The sequence below is a fragment of the Bacillus tuaregi genome, assembly GCF_900104575.1.
GTDB lineage: Bacteria > Bacillota > Bacilli > Bacillales > Cytobacillaceae > Bacillus_BD > Bacillus_BD tuaregi.
This window is the reverse complement of sequence record NZ_LT629731.1, coordinates 2320427-2335177: the sequence shown is the minus strand read 5'-3', so window position 1 is coordinate 2335177 and position 14751 is coordinate 2320427. Positions and strand designations below refer to the sequence as shown.

General features: G+C 39.5%; 12 protein-coding genes. 9 read left to right on the top strand and 3 right to left on the bottom strand.

What is annotated here, in order from left to right:
- Nucleotides 1-78 precede the first annotated feature (78 nt).
- Both BQ5321_RS13485 and nadD read left to right on the top strand, forming a co-directional pair.
- A complete protein-coding gene (locus BQ5321_RS13485; RefSeq protein WP_071394971.1) occupies nucleotides 79-1542 on the top strand; it encodes a nicotinate phosphoribosyltransferase in 1464 nt (487 codons plus the stop codon).
- Between the two features lie 24 nt (nucleotides 1543-1566).
- Nucleotides 1567-2172 carry a nicotinate (nicotinamide) nucleotide adenylyltransferase gene (nadD, locus tag BQ5321_RS13480; protein WP_071394970.1) on the top strand — a complete coding sequence of 202 codons (606 nt, stop codon included), beginning with the start codon at nucleotides 1567-1569 and terminating at the stop codon, nucleotides 2170-2172.
- Nucleotides 2173-2236: 64 nt separating this feature from the next.
- Here the strand turns inward: nadD and BQ5321_RS13475 are convergent, their stop codons facing one another.
- Nucleotides 2237-3661: a Na+/H+ antiporter NhaC family protein gene (locus BQ5321_RS13475; RefSeq protein ID WP_084786796.1), complete on the bottom strand. Its 1425-nt coding sequence runs from the start codon at nucleotides 3659-3661 to the stop codon at nucleotides 2237-2239.
- 267 nt (nucleotides 3662-3928) lie between these two features.
- Here BQ5321_RS13475 and BQ5321_RS13470 point away from each other — a divergent pair, with 267 nt between their 5' ends.
- From BQ5321_RS13470 to BQ5321_RS24460, 4 genes are all read left to right on the top strand, one after another.
- Nucleotides 3929-4798 (top strand): proline iminopeptidase-family hydrolase, encoded by an 870-nt coding sequence (locus BQ5321_RS13470; protein ID WP_071394969.1) that lies wholly within the window; start codon nucleotides 3929-3931, stop codon nucleotides 4796-4798.
- Between the two features lie 157 nt (nucleotides 4799-4955).
- The gene (locus tag BQ5321_RS13465; protein WP_071394968.1) at nucleotides 4956-6317 is read left to right on the top strand and encodes a cytochrome ubiquinol oxidase subunit I; all 1362 of its coding nucleotides are present in this window, start codon (nucleotides 4956-4958) and stop codon (nucleotides 6315-6317) included.
- Nucleotides 6318-6331: 14 nt separating this feature from the next.
- Nucleotides 6332-7369 carry a cytochrome d ubiquinol oxidase subunit II gene (locus BQ5321_RS13460; protein WP_071394967.1) on the top strand — a complete coding sequence of 346 codons (1038 nt, stop codon included), beginning with the start codon at nucleotides 6332-6334 and terminating at the stop codon, nucleotides 7367-7369.
- 152 nt (nucleotides 7370-7521) lie between these two features.
- Nucleotides 7522-8139, top strand: coding sequence for a hypothetical protein (locus BQ5321_RS24460; RefSeq protein WP_187143743.1), 618 nt, complete (start codon nucleotides 7522-7524; stop codon nucleotides 8137-8139).
- 112 nt (nucleotides 8140-8251) lie between these two features.
- Here the strand turns inward: BQ5321_RS24460 and BQ5321_RS13450 are convergent, their stop codons facing one another.
- Nucleotides 8252-8818 (bottom strand): spore coat protein, encoded by a 567-nt coding sequence (locus tag BQ5321_RS13450; protein ID WP_234978406.1) that lies wholly within the window; start codon nucleotides 8816-8818, stop codon nucleotides 8252-8254.
- A 223-nt stretch (nucleotides 8819-9041) separates the two neighbouring features.
- On the opposite strand from BQ5321_RS13450, the gene BQ5321_RS13445 reads away from it, so the two are divergent.
- From BQ5321_RS13445 to BQ5321_RS13435, 3 genes are all read left to right on the top strand, one after another.
- Complete coding sequence (locus tag BQ5321_RS13445; protein WP_071394966.1) at nucleotides 9042-9467, top strand: universal stress protein; 426 nt, start codon at nucleotides 9042-9044, stop codon at nucleotides 9465-9467.
- Nucleotides 9468-9635: 168 nt separating this feature from the next.
- Complete coding sequence (locus tag BQ5321_RS13440; protein ID WP_234978470.1) at nucleotides 9636-12371, top strand: bifunctional diguanylate cyclase/phosphodiesterase; 2736 nt, start codon at nucleotides 9636-9638, stop codon at nucleotides 12369-12371.
- Nucleotides 12372-12562: 191 nt separating this feature from the next.
- Complete coding sequence (locus BQ5321_RS13435) at nucleotides 12563-13465, top strand: AEC family transporter (protein ID WP_071394964.1); 903 nt, start codon at nucleotides 12563-12565, stop codon at nucleotides 13463-13465.
- A gap of 80 nt (nucleotides 13466-13545) precedes the next feature.
- Here BQ5321_RS13435 and BQ5321_RS13430 read toward each other — a convergent pair whose 3' ends face one another.
- Nucleotides 13546-14577, bottom strand: coding sequence for an endonuclease/exonuclease/phosphatase family protein (locus BQ5321_RS13430; RefSeq protein WP_234978405.1), 1032 nt, complete (start codon nucleotides 14575-14577; stop codon nucleotides 13546-13548).
- Nucleotides 14578-14751 lie beyond the last annotated feature (174 nt).

Here is a 14751-nt window from a genome sequence, read left to right as displayed (position 1 = left end):
GATGACATAAGTTATCCGTTTTTGTTAAAAATAATATTTTAAGAACGATCGGCATAAACGATGGCAGGAGGTATGGTTATGAAAGCAAATCAGTTAGATGACAGTTTAACGCTTCATACAGATTTATATCAGATTAATATGGCAGAAACCTATTGGGAGGACAAGATTCATAATCGCAAGGCAGTATTCGATCTCTATTTTCGCAAAATGCCGTTTGGTAATGGGTTTGCGGTTTTTGCCGGCTTGGAAAAAGTAATTGAATATCTAAATAGTTTTAGGTTTTCCACAACGGATTTGGAATATTTGCGAAAGCTAGGCTATCAGGAGGATTTTCTTGCGTATCTAAAGGAGCTGCACTTTACCGGCAGCCTCCGATCAGTGCAGGAAGGTGAAATTGTATTTGGAAACGAGCCCCTTGTTCGAGTCGAGGCACCGTTGGCTGAAGCACAATTGGTCGAAACAGCGTTGTTAAATATTGTGAATTACCAAACCTTAATTGCAACTAAAGCAGCCCGGATTAAACAGGTGGCAGGAAAAAATGACATCCTGATGGAATTTGGTTCGCGACGGGCGCAGGAAATGGACGCTGCTATCTGGGGCGCAAGGGCTGCCTATATTGGAGGCTTTGATGCCACAAGTAACGTCCGTGCCGGTAAGCTGTTCGGCATTCCGGTAGCCGGAACACATGCCCATTCCTTTGTCCAAGCATATCAGGATGAATATACCGCCTTCCATAAATACGCAAAAACCCATAGGGATTGTACTTTTTTAGTTGATACCTACGATACCTTAAAGTCAGGTGTACCAACAGCCATAAAAGTCGCAAAGGAACTGGGCGATAGGATTGATTTCAAGGGAATTCGAATCGACAGTGGTGATTTAGCCTATCTTTCAAAAGAGGCAAGAAGAATGCTGGATGAAGCTGGTTTTCCAAACACAAGAATCGTGGCTTCTAATGACCTAGATGAGGAAACCATCATCAATTTAAAGCAGGAAGGAGCGAGAATTGACAGCTGGGGTGTGGGTACGAAGTTGATAACGGCCTTTGATCAACCAGCATTAGGTGCTGTCTATAAGTTGGTGGCGATTGAAAACGAAAATGGTGTACTCGAGGATACAATTAAAATCTCCTCCAGTCCTGAAAAGGTATCAACACCTGGAATGAAACGAGTCTATCGAATTATCGATAGAAAGGACCAGAAGGCAGAAGGAGATTATATTACCTTAGAGGTAGAAAAGCCGAATGAAGAAGAAAGCTTGCATATGTTCCATCCTGTTCATACCTATATAAGTAAAGTAGTCACCAATTTTGAAGCGAGAGACCTGCATCAGGATATTTATGTAAATGGGTCTTTAATTTACAAGTGTCCAAAGCTTAAAGATATACAACAATTTGCACATGATAATCTAGCACTACTTTGGGATGAATATAAACGTCCATTAAATCCAGAAGAATATCCAATCGATTTAAGTCCAAACTGCTGGGAGAATAAAATGGACAGTATAAAAGAGGTACGAAAAAAAGTGGATAGCCTGAAGTAATTATTACAGGAAAGGAAGACAATCATGGGGCGTTACGGTGTGTTTGGTTCAGCATGTGATCCTATTACTATTGGGCATCTTGTCACAATGGAAATGGTGATTGATAGACGTAAGTTGGACGGTATGATTCTCATACCATCTTCAACAAAACGTAGGGACAAAGGAAGAAATTTAACCGAAAATGAGCATCGATTAAATATGGCGAAGCTGGCTATTGCTGATAACCCAAAAATTCAGGTGAATCCCATTGAAATGGTAGCAGAAGGCTGGGAAACCTATACGTATGAAACGATGAAGAAGCTGAAGCTGGAATATCCAAACGATGAGCTGTTATTTGTGATGGGGGCTGATAATCTGCAAAGCATTGTCAGGTGGCATAAAGGACATGAGCTGATTGAAAGCAACCGCTTTATTGTCATGGGAAGAGAGGGCTATGATATGGCAGATATCATCGCAAAGGATTCCTTTCTGATCAAAAATGAACATCGTTTCGACTGCCTCAGCAAAGGTGTCAATATCGAGACGAGCTCGACACTAATTCGTTCTCGTATGAAGGACGGACTGAGCGTACGCTATTTAGTGCCACAGCCAGCGTTGGAATACGCACTTGAGCATGGGCTTTATCATTAGATATCCTTTTATCAATAGAGAGGGGCTGTATATTGACAGCCCCTCTCTATTGTATATCGTTCACTTATATGATTAATGCCACCACAATATACAACATAGCTGCAATGATTGCTCCTATACTTGAAATTTTCAATTTATATTGCGCGTATTCAACAAGGTCCATGTCCAAGATGGAGGCAGTGGTAATCGTTGTGTCACCTAATGGAGAGGTGATGGCTCCGAATGCCCCACTAGCAAACACGGCTCCAACTGTTAATGGAATAGAGGCTCCTGTTGAAAGTGCAAGGGCTATTCCTAGCGGCATAAACAAGCCCCATGTTCCCCAAGAGGAGCCGATAAAATAACCGACAACAGAGCCAATTAAAAAAATAATGGCTGGAGTCATATACCCAGGTAAAAAGGACCCTAATGTGGAAGCGATAAAATCAGAAAAGCCGAGATCCTCTGCCGTTAGCGTCAGCGCCCAAATTAGAATTAGTAAGCTGATGGCCTGCATCATTTGATTGCCACCATCATAAAAGTGGTACATGATTTCGTTTAACGACTGCCGTCGAGCCATATAAAAAACAAATGTAAAAATAAGGGTAATAAAAACAGCTAATAACATCACAAACGTCGCATCTGCCATTGCAAAGGCTTCAAACAAGCTTACAGCCCCTAATGAAGTACCATTTTCCCACAATAAAAATAAGGATAAGCCAAGCAGTAAAAACACAGGAATGATTAAATGCCAGGGCTGTGCTTTTACGAGTGATAATTCTCTTTTGATTCCAGCTCGGTGATACTCATGCTCTTCTTCATTAAGCTGGTCCTGATTTACATCTTGACTAAGAGTATTTAACTTTCTTGACGGCCAAATCGTCTGAATGACTCCAATCAATAGAATGATAATCGCGTAAAAATTAAACAGGATACTTAATAAAAAAATCTCGTATGGAGACTTACCTAAATCAAGTCCCCTAATTCCTCCTTCAACTAATGACACCATAAACCCGACAAAGGCTGTTGCCACCGGCAAAAGGACAATTACCGACTCAGTTGAAATATCAAGCGTTAAGCCCACCTTTTGCTTTTGCAGATTCATCTTTTTAATCAAGGTTTTGACGATAGGCCCAATCATCATAATTCGAAACATCGGCATCATAAAGGTAAATGGCAGGGTCAGCCAAATAATGCCTAGCACACCGCGTTCTGTTTTTATTTTGGCGCCAATCCATTCTGAAAACCCTTTGATTCCTCCGGCAATATTCATCATTCCTATTAATCCACCAAATAGATAAAGAAAGCTTATGATTTTGATATTATTTTCATCTGCTAACGTCATAACCATATAGGTGACGGATTGCTGCGCTCCAGTCAAGACATTGGCTGTTACGATAATAGAACCGACGAGTAAACCCACTACAAGTCCCGGTAATATATCCTTTAACCAGACTGCCATGGAAATCACAATCATAAATGGTATCAGAGAAAGCCAAGTTTGATCCAAAATTTCTCCCCCTAGATAATGGAAACACTATCAATTCAAATTACTCTGTTAGTATTGCCATATGTGTAAGAGCATTATTACAGATTTAAATATCCATGAGTAAAATACAATTACAATTTCTATAGATTAGTCTAAATGGGGAGTCCTGTTCTGTTTCTAGACATAATTTTGTCAAGTTTATCGAGTGAAAACCATCATGTCACTTCCAATTTCTTTTTATTTGAACAATAATAAAAGTAAGATAAATAGAAGCAAGGAGGAGTAGGAATGTCAATAAGAGATGGATTCATTGAGGTAACAGGGGGGAAGATATGGTATCAAATACATGGCAGCTCGAAGCAAAACACTCCTGTTGTCATCTTGCATGGCGGACCTGGTTCTTCCCATTATTCCTTACAGGGTTTAAGAATACTGGCAGAACAACGTCCTGTCATCTTTTATGATCAATTAGGATGCGGAAAATCAGAACGGCCTGATGACGCATCATTATGGAGGCTTGAGCGATTTGTAGAGGAGTTGGAACAGATACGTAATGCTTTATCCCTCGATGAATTCCATCTTCTGGGTCACTCGTGGGGGACAACGTTAGCAGCTGCCTATTACCTCTCACATCCGGATAGTGTAAAGAGTATCATTTTTTCAAGCCCATGTTTAAGTGCGCCATTGTGGGCAAAAAATCAGGTGGAAAATAGAAAAAAGCTTCCACTTGATGTCCAACAGACCCTATCAACGTGTGAAGAAAATCGAATGACAGACTCCGAAGAATACAAGGCAGCAACAAGAGTTTTTAATTCACACTTTGTCTGCCGGATGCAACCCTATCCTGAGTTTCTTAAAACAGGAGTAAAATATAAAAATCCTAAGATATATGAGATCATGTGGGGACCATCCGAGTTTTATGTGACTGGTAATTTAAAAGATTTTGATTGTACAGCTCAACTAAAGGACATCCTTATCCCAACATTATATACCTGCGGCCGCTACGATGAGGCTACACCAGCATCTACTGAATATTTTAGCTCATTGACACCAAACGCAAAATTCCATGTTTTTGAAAAGAGTGCACATATGGCCTATCTGGAAGAACAGGAGGAATATGTTTCAGTCATCGATAGTTTTTTGAAGGAACAGGATTAAGTAATCCTACCATTTGCTATACAAGTATTAGAAGGAAGCTAATTACCTAAATGGTGATTGGCTTTTTTGTTGTATCAAAACTTGGAACTAATATCAATAATTTCCTTATAACATGTAAATACTATCACAAGATTATAAAAGGAAAGGGAAGAATGGGATGGATGACCTAGTAATTGCACGGTCCATGTTTGGAACAACCATGGCTTTTCATATTATTTTTGCAACGATTGGTGTAGGACTGCCATTTATGATATTAATGGCTGAATTAATGTATCAGAAGACAAAAGACTTCCAATATGCTGTAATGGCTAAACGCTGGACCAAGGCTTTCGCTGTATTGCTTGGCGTTGGTATTCCAACAGGCACTATTGCTGGAGTGCAACTGTCCTTGCTATGGCCGGGATTTATGGAGGTGATTGGCAGGGTAATGGCACTACCTTTCCAGATTGAAATCTATGCTTTTTTCATTGAAGCTCTATTTATGTCCATTTATGTGTATGCGGCAGACAGAATTCCTCCGTGGATGAGAATTGTCAGTCTCACGCTAGTGGCTATTGGTGCTCTTGGCTCAGCAGTACTCATTACCAATGTACATGCTTTTGAAGGAACACCGGCCGGCTTTCGAATCGTGAATGGGGAAATCACAGATGTCGATCCATGGAAAGCATTCTTTAATCCAAGCTTCATTGTTACAGCAGGACACGTAGCGCTGTCAGCTTACACAACCGGTGCATTTGTTGTTGCTTCTATTGCAGCCTTTAAAATGTTAAAAAATACAGCGGGTTCAAAGCTTTATCTATTCCACAAAAAAGCGTTGCTGCTTAGCCTTATCATTGGCGGCGTATTCTCTTTACTAACCGCGTTAAACGGACATACGTCAGCACAGTATCTACATGAGTATCAGCCCGAAAAGTTGGCTGCTGCAGAAGGATTATTTGAGACGCAGACGCATGCGCCACTAGCAATAGGCGGGTTTACAGATAGGGAAACACAGGAAGTGAAATGGGCGATTGAAATTCCTTGGGCCTTGAGCTTTCTTGCAGGTAATAGCTTTGATACAAAGGTTATCGGGTTAAATGATTTTCCAGAGGAATGGTGGCCACCATTGTTTATTCATACTTTATTCAATGTCATGGTTGGAATTGGCTCGCTCCTTATCCTGCTTGCAGGTTTCACTCTCTTCTGGCACAAATGGCTGAAAAAGCCGCACTTTCCAAATCCGCTTATGTGGCTCTTAGTCCTATCTGGACCGTTATCCGTCCTTGCAATTGAAAGCGGCTGGATTTTTGCCTGTACCGGCAGACAGCCTTGGACCATTTACCGTATTCTTTCGACTGCGGATTCTGCCACGACAGCAGGAAATCTTGGCGTTCTCTTTACGTTTTTTATCATTGTCTATGTTATTTTGGCTGCAGCAGTCTTATTTGTCCTGCTATATTATTTTAAAAGAAATAAAGTTGAAGATGATTTACATCGAGCTGAAGCGAAAGGTGTTCCGCAATTTAGTACGAACTCGTAAAGGAGAGAAATTTCGTGTCAGATGCTATCATTGCCAGTATTGTCCTGTGGGGGTTTGTGTTTATTTATTCGGTTATGGCAACGATGGATTTTGGCGCCGGTTTTTGGTCGATGGTCTATATTAATCGGACCAAAACCGGTGCAACAAATATTGCCAATCGATATTTATCCCCGACATGGGAGGTTACCAACACATTTATCGTCGCTCTCGTCGTTGCCGTATACAGCATGTTTCCCGGTGCAGCCTACACACTTGGAACCATTCTACTCATTCCGGGAAGCATTATTCTCCTATTATTGGCATTGAGGAGTGCTTTTCTCGTATTTTCACATATTGCCGAAGAATATAAGAAAATCCTCACCTATATTTCTGGGATTGCCGGGATACTATTACCCGCTTTATTAATTAGCGTACTGCCAATCACACACGGGAATTTTGTTGTTTTTGAAGGGAACATCCAAACGCTGGATTTAGGAAAATTGTTCACCAGTCCAAATGAGTATGCCTTCATCGGATTCGCCATCAGCAGCACATTGTTTTTATCTTCCTTGCTGCTTTCTGATTATTCTAAGGTATCAGGTGAGATAGAGGCTTATCGAGTGTATCGTAAGGATGCCATGATAACAGGACCGATTTCTCTCGTAATGGCTTTTCTCATCATGCTGACATTAAAACAAGAGGCAAATTGGATATACATAAAAATGATGGATGATTTGCCTTATTTAATCCTTTCCGTCATTTGTTTTGTTATTGCCGGTGCGGCACTGTACCTGCCTCATTTTTCAAAAAATAATGAAATGGGTATGCCCAGGGTTGCTGTCATTGCCGTAACACTCCAATATTTATTAGCAAGTTTAGTTTATGGACGTGCACATTTACCTTATATGGTCTATCCACATGTCACAATCGAATCAGGTTTCACAGATCCTAATTCCTTCCGTGCCATCTTTGCTTCATACATAGCAGGATTCGCCATCCTGTTTCCCGGATTCATATACTTTTGGAAAATGTTTATGCACGACAATCGCTATTTACAAAAAAAACAGCAGTAAGAAAATAGTAAAGTGTACTTAATTATTAATTTTACTTTAATATAGCCTATTTTTTTAAGAATAAGGAATATAATCAACATCTAACTAAAGTTAGAAATCTTAAATAATCTAACAATCAATGGCTAATAATTTACCTAGGAGGTGTTGTTAATATGTTTAATCAATTCAACCAAAGTAATCAACAACCATTTCAGCAGTCAAACACTCAATACAGTGGCTCACACGCAGTTTTCCAACCTGGATTCTCGAACACAAATGTCCAGGAAGTAAGACAACAAAATGCTCAATCTGCTCAAAACCAGAGCGGAGGTAACCAATTCCAACAAATAGGTCAGCAATCAGCTGGTAGTAGCTTTAATCAATTTAGCGGAGCACACCCTGCTTTTCAGCCTGGGTTCTCCAATACAAATGCCCAAGAAGTAAGACAGCAGAACGCTCAATCGGCACAAGGCGGCAGTGGTTATCAGCAATCTTCTGGCTTTCAACAGTATGGCGGAGGGATGGGGCAATTCAGTGGACCACAGGCTGCCTTCCAGCCGGGATTCTCGAATACAAATGCTCAAGAGGTAAGACAGCAGAACGCTCAATCGGCACAAAGTGGCAGTGGTTATCAGCAATCTTCTGGCTTTCAACAGTATGGCGGAGGGATGGGGCAATTCAGTGGACCACAGGCTGCCTTCCAGCCGGGATTCTCGAATACAAACACTCAAGAGGTAAGACAGCAGAACGCTCAATCGGCACAAGGTCAGAGCTTTAATACTTTATTCTAGCAAGAGTAACCCCCTAAATGTATATGGTGAATCCAACATCAGGATGTAACCATTGCTTAGGAGGATGTTTTTGCATAAAAAAGAAGGGGATAACCCCTTCTTTTTTATGCATTTATTGATATTGTTGATTCGGCATAGTTGTATTGAATGCCTGATTCATCGTTTGCATGGTATGATCAGCTAATTGCGGCACTTGATAATAACCCTTTCTGTTCATGTACTGCCAAATCTCATAAGCCATATTATTACAGTTTACAGCGCAAGTAATGTGGAGCTGGCGTAGCTGAGGATCACCGCATTCATTTGCCCATTGCATGCCAAAAATTGAACCAGCCTTATGAGAATTTAAAATAATAGTTGAAATCGTCATATCAGATAGTTTCTGGGCTTGCGGGTTCGGCGGATTCATCGCAGGGTTATTCAAGCCTATTTGAGGCTGATTCTGAATTTGCATCCCATAGGTAGATGGATTCATACTAATCCCTTTATTTTGCAATAAATGAACTGCTTGATGATAGGATTGCTCCATTCCTTGAATATGGCGATAGAGAATTGTTTTTAATTCCTGATCATTCGTCATCGAAGCACATACAGCATGTAATTCAATATTGGCTGCTTGTGATCTTACTAACTCTTGTGTTTCTAAAAATTCGTGGGCTCCAAAACGATTCATCATCATCTAATTCCTCCTAAAAGTATTTGGCCAAACAAAATTATTTTTAACAAGTGTAGCTAAAAAATTCTTCCTGTTTTCACCAATTGGAGTATTTTTGTTTTATTTTTCTTCTTTTAACAATATGAAAATACGAATAATTTCACGATATCGTACTATTTTCTATTATCACTTATCGTTTAGCTTTGATAGTATAATAGTATTATGTTGATTTTTGGAGGTTTTTACATTGTATAATCGAATACTAGTGGCGATAGATGGCTCGGAACAAAGTGAAAAAGCATTAAAGTCCGCTTTGAAATTTGCAAATGAGCGTTATTCGAAGGTTACTGTCATGCATGTTAAAAAAAATATCACCATTTACGAAACCATGTCATCAGAGGTTGTAGATGAAATGTACAGTGAAATGAAAAAAGAAGCGGATAAGCTTTTTAATCACGCCAAAGCACTTGCAGAAGACTATGGTGTAGAAATTGAGACATACTATGTAATTGGAGAACCATCTACGCTCATTGTGAAAATGGCTGAGGAAGGAAATTACCAATTGATTGTCATGGGAAGCAGAGGATTGGGAGGCATTAAAGGCATCATGCTAGGCAGTGTCAGTCAAAGAGTCACACAGTTGTCTCATTGCCCCGTGTTAATTGTCAAATAGGAAGCAGAGGAACGGCCTCTTTGCTTCCTTTTTTTATGAGCCAAAACAGCTCCAATTTCTATGAAAATCAGCTTCCTTTTCTACTTTTAACGAATAGGAACAAGGTTATGATACAGATAATAATGGAAAATCATTACGGGGAGGAAGGAGTGAATAGAGGTGGCAGACATGCATCAGCTTACCAATGAACATTCTTTTTTAATATTCGTCTCATATATGCTAGCGGTACTAGCATCCTATATTACATTAAAATGTATTGGAAAAGTTCGTTCCTCTACAGGTTGGAAGCAAGTCTTTTGGCTGGTTGTCGGCGGTATCTATATGGGATTAGGTATTTGGGGTATGCATTTTGTCGGAATATTGGCTGACGATACACATCCCCTCTATACCTATCAGCTTTCACGAGTGCTCATCTCAGCTCTCCTTGGCATCCTAGGATCTTCCATCGGCCTTTGGATATTTCAAAAATCAATAAAAGGGAAATGGGTGTATCTGGTACTGGGTGGAGTCATGATGGGAATTAGTATCAGTATGATGCATCTTGTAGGAATGACTGCAATTAGAGGAGCATCCATTTCCTACCATAGGCTTTATGTTTTATTATCCATCATGGCATCTATTGGCTTTTCCATCCTTGCCTTTTATTTAGCCCATACACTTTCACATAATCACCGTAAGCAATTTGCCATGAAGTTCCTTGGCAGCATACTCCTGTTAAGTATGGGAATATGGGGCATGCATGATATTGCCATGAAGGCTGCTGTGATACAAGAAATCCCATTCACAAAGCCAAAGGGGTTGATTATGAATGAAGTGCTGATCAGCCTTTGTATTTTGTTTGTGATTCTTTCTATTGTTGGTTTTCTAATTGGAAGTGCTGTTCACGATCAAAAACTATTAGTTCACACCTATCAATTTCAAAGAAATTTTGATGAAATTACGGATGGATTTGTTTCATTGGATCAGCAATGGAACATCATTCATATTAATAAAAAAGCCAACGAGTTACTAGGAATGCAATCAAAAAGGCTATTTGGAAGACCCTTTTTCAGTACCTTCCCGAATGTAAATAACACATTATTTGCAAATTATTTAGAAAAAATAAAACAAAATGAAACAGTTGAATTTGAACACTATTTCAAGACAACAGGCGAATGGCTGGAAGTTCGGACATTTCCCTCGGATAGTGGCTTATCAATTTACTTTCGAGATATCTCCAACCGCAAAAAGCTGGAGCACGAATTGATTGAAAGTGAAAAGAGGTACCGAAGACTTGCTGAATTTTCTCCGTTTCCCATCGCCATCCATAATTTTGGTGAAATGATTTACATCAATCCCGCAGGAATTCAGGCTCTTGGAGGTAAGAGCGCCTCAGATATTCTCGGAAAAAGTATTTTGGATTTTATCCATCCTGATTTTCATTCCATCGTTAGGGAACGCTGGAGAAAAATGAAGCGAGAGAATAAACATGTACCAGTATTAGAAGAAAAAATGACAAGGCTCGATCAGAGGGTCATTGATGTTGAAATCATGGGAATCCCGATTAGCACTAATGGAAAAAAACAGGTGCAGGTCTTTTTTCGTGATATAACCGAACAAAAAAAATCAGAAGAACTAATAAAGCGTATGGCTTACCATGACCCGCTTACAGGCTTGCCCAATCGGAATTATTTTAATAAAAGCTTTCAAGAAGCGATTCAAAACGCAGAAAGGGAGAAACAAACCCTTGCCGTTTTCTTTATTGATTTAGATCGGTTTAAGCCAGTTAATGATACCTTAGGTCATGAAATGGGGGACTTATTATTAATTTCGGTGGCTACTAGATTGCAAAGCTGCCTGTCAAAGGATGATATTCTTTCTCGACAGGGAGGGGATGAATTTATTATTTTATTAAATCAGTCATCTAAACTGGAAGCCACCCAGGTGGCAGAAAGGATCATGGATGTGCTGAGCTATCCATTTAAGCTGTATACACACGAAATTTATGTAACCTCTAGTATTGGAATCAGCTTATATCCAGACGATGGCAGTCATCCGGACCAATTAATTAAACACGCTGATTTAGCGATGTACGAGGCCAAACATAAAGGAAAAAATGATTTCCAATTCTATTATGACGAGTTAGACAAAAATAACGATCGTAGGGCTTTACTCGAAACAAAAATGATGAGAGCATTATATAATGAAGAATTCGAGCTGTACTATCAGCCAAAAATGAATATCCATACAAATACATTAGTCGGTTTTGAGGCACTGCTGCGTTGGAATGATTCAGAGGAAGGAATGATATCGCCTGCAGAATTTATTCCTATCGCCGAAGAAACCGATGCGATTGTGGCAATCGGCAATTGGGTCCTTCGAGAAGCATGTAGACAGAACAAAGCCTGGCAGGATGCCGGATATGAGCCTATTATCGTTTGTGTTAATTTATCGGTCCGCCAGTTTTTACAAAGTGATTTTATTTCTACGATAAAAACCATCCTTAACGAAACCAACATCGATCCGCAGTTCATTAATTTAGAATTAACCGAGTCCATGGCAGTATTGGACATTAATCAGGTCATCTCTATCTTAGAAGAATTAAAATCAATAGGACTAAAGCTTTCATTGGATGACTTTGGAAAAGGTTATTCCTCCTTTAATCACTTAAATAAATTACCGGTTCATTTCATTAAAATTGATAAATCCTTAATTGATGATATCGATAAAAATGAGCAAATGCTTACGGTTGTCGCAGCCATCATTAACATGGCGCATCTATTAAATAAACAGGTGATTGCGGAAGGTGTAGAAACGAAGGCACAATTAGAATGTCTGCATATGCATCATTGCGACGAGGTCCAAGGTTATTTTTACAGCCGACCATTGCCGGTAACACAAGCAACAGAATGGCTCCAAAGCTAGAGGAACCATTTTGTTGCTTTTTTTGATATAGCTATAGAAGGAAAAATTGGTGTAAGCCATAGTCGGGTTTTCTATGAAATATCCTTTGAAATTTAATAGCTTCTATGATATATCTAGTATAATCTTATTCTAAAATGTCGAATATTCTACCATTATAGATCAATCTGAAAGTTTGAAAGGAGCTTTAGTCTGTGGATTTACTTTTAATTGTATTACCAGCATTTCTTATTTTTGGGACGGGCTTTATCGGACAAAAGTTATTAAAGTTTGATATTAAATCTATCTCAAAGATGTCTCTTTATTTAATGCTACCTTTTCTAACCTTCGACACCTTTTATACGAATGAATTAAATATCGAGTATTTTTATATGTTTCTCTTTTCACTTTTACTTGTCCTCTTGATTATTGGTATTACCAATCTTCTTGGAAGATGGATGAAATCAGATAAAACAGAGCTTTCGGCCATGCAGCTAGGCACGATTTTTCCAAACAGTGGGAACTATGGTGCACCGATTGCCTTGTTTGCCTTCGGCTCTGCCGGCTTTGATTATGCCGTCATTATCATGGTCATCCACGCTTTATTGATTAATACGATTGGAATTTTCATTGCTTCCTATGGTAGTGAAAGGTCAACAACTATTCGTGATGCCTTCAGGAGCGTATTAAAAATGCCTGTTATCTATGGTGTATTGCTCGGAGTCATATTTCAGTTAGCGAAAATTGAGCTTCCTCCTACAATCTTAGAGGGAATAAGTCTGGTAGGTTCTGCTTCTATCCCAACCGTTATGCTTATTTTGGGTATGCAGCTGGCAGAGGTAAAATCAGCCAAATTTGATTTAAAATATGTAAATAGTGTTATCGTTGTACGTATGATAATGTCACCACTTATTGCGGTCTTGCTGGTAAGCTTTATGCCGGTAAATGATTTAATACACAAGGTCTTTATTCTGTTGGCAGCCATGCCTATTGCAGCCAACACAACCATGCTAGCAGTTCAATTTAATGTAAAGCCCGATTTAGTATCATTCACAACCTTAGTTACCACACTGATTAGTTTGCTAACGATACCAATCACGATTTTTTTCATAAGATAAAAAGCAGAGGATTGTCTCTCTCTGCTTTGATTGTTTGCAATAGTTCGATCATATCTCATTGGGGAAGCAGAAGAAAAACACTATACTTCCATATGGGCAATTACGCCCGCGTGGTCTGACAACCATTGGGCAATTGGAGTTCGGTCCTGTAGCTCTGTTCCGAAGGTTTTGACGGAGAGTGGTTTCCAGCCGTTTTTGTAGAGGATGCAGTCCATTCGTCTACTAAGAGTTGAAAACGCATTCAATAGGTCGTAATCCTGACAGCAGGTGAGGCCCTGACCCTGACCTGCTACTAACCATACATCCTGAAATCCAGCATGGAGAAAATGGCTGTATGCAGCTGAAGGACTTTGACCATCACGGGTGACATTCAAATCCCCAAGCATAATAATGGGTAGGCTTGTATTGGCTGGTCCCTCTAATAATTCATTCCCTTGTACGAGATTGATGACAGGAGAACCCGTTTCGAGATGTGTTGTAATAACCCTGAATTTATGTTTATCGTTACTGATGTCAACAGCTGACCAGCCCCGAAGAAGCTCGAAATTCAAACCCCCAAGCTTAGTGGTGTCATTTGTTTTGAAGTTCCCTTCCCGTCTTTTTACAATCTTCAACCCTGATTCTTTACGAATTAATATTGTATCCCTGTCTAATAGTCGGATGAAGTTTCCCTGACTTGAACGCAGCTGTGCGGAAATGTTATGATTACATGCGCTTACCTCATATATTAATCCCCTATTTTCCAGTTCCTTTATTAGCAGCTTAATATAATCAAACGTAACTGCAGGCATTTCCGGTACTGTTAGCTGACGTAGCTGCCAGCAAGCAGCTTCCTGCAGCCCAATAACGTCAGGGGTATATAATTCTATTTGTTGAGCTATTTTCTTAACACGCTCTGGAAAATTCGTCGCTAAAAATTGCCGATATACCTCTGTTACTCGACGGGGAACTTCTTCTAGGATAGATGCAGAAAAAAGTGGGGATAAGTCCGCACCAATAAATAGATTCCAGGTCATAAAGGAAATGGTATCTTTCCTTTTCTGATCATTCAGATCATCAGCAGAAGAGAGGCTATCACCTTCACAATCACAATCCTTGAACTTTTCATCCACTACTATTCACTCTTTTCTTTCTCGAGATACCATATATATATTAAAGGATTGTCCAATGTGAAACGGCAAATGAATCATTGGCTTAGTGGTAATCTTCATTTTCACTTTTCAATGATTTATCAAACAAACTAATAATCTATGGAAAATAAACAAAACCGACGAAATATTGTCGAA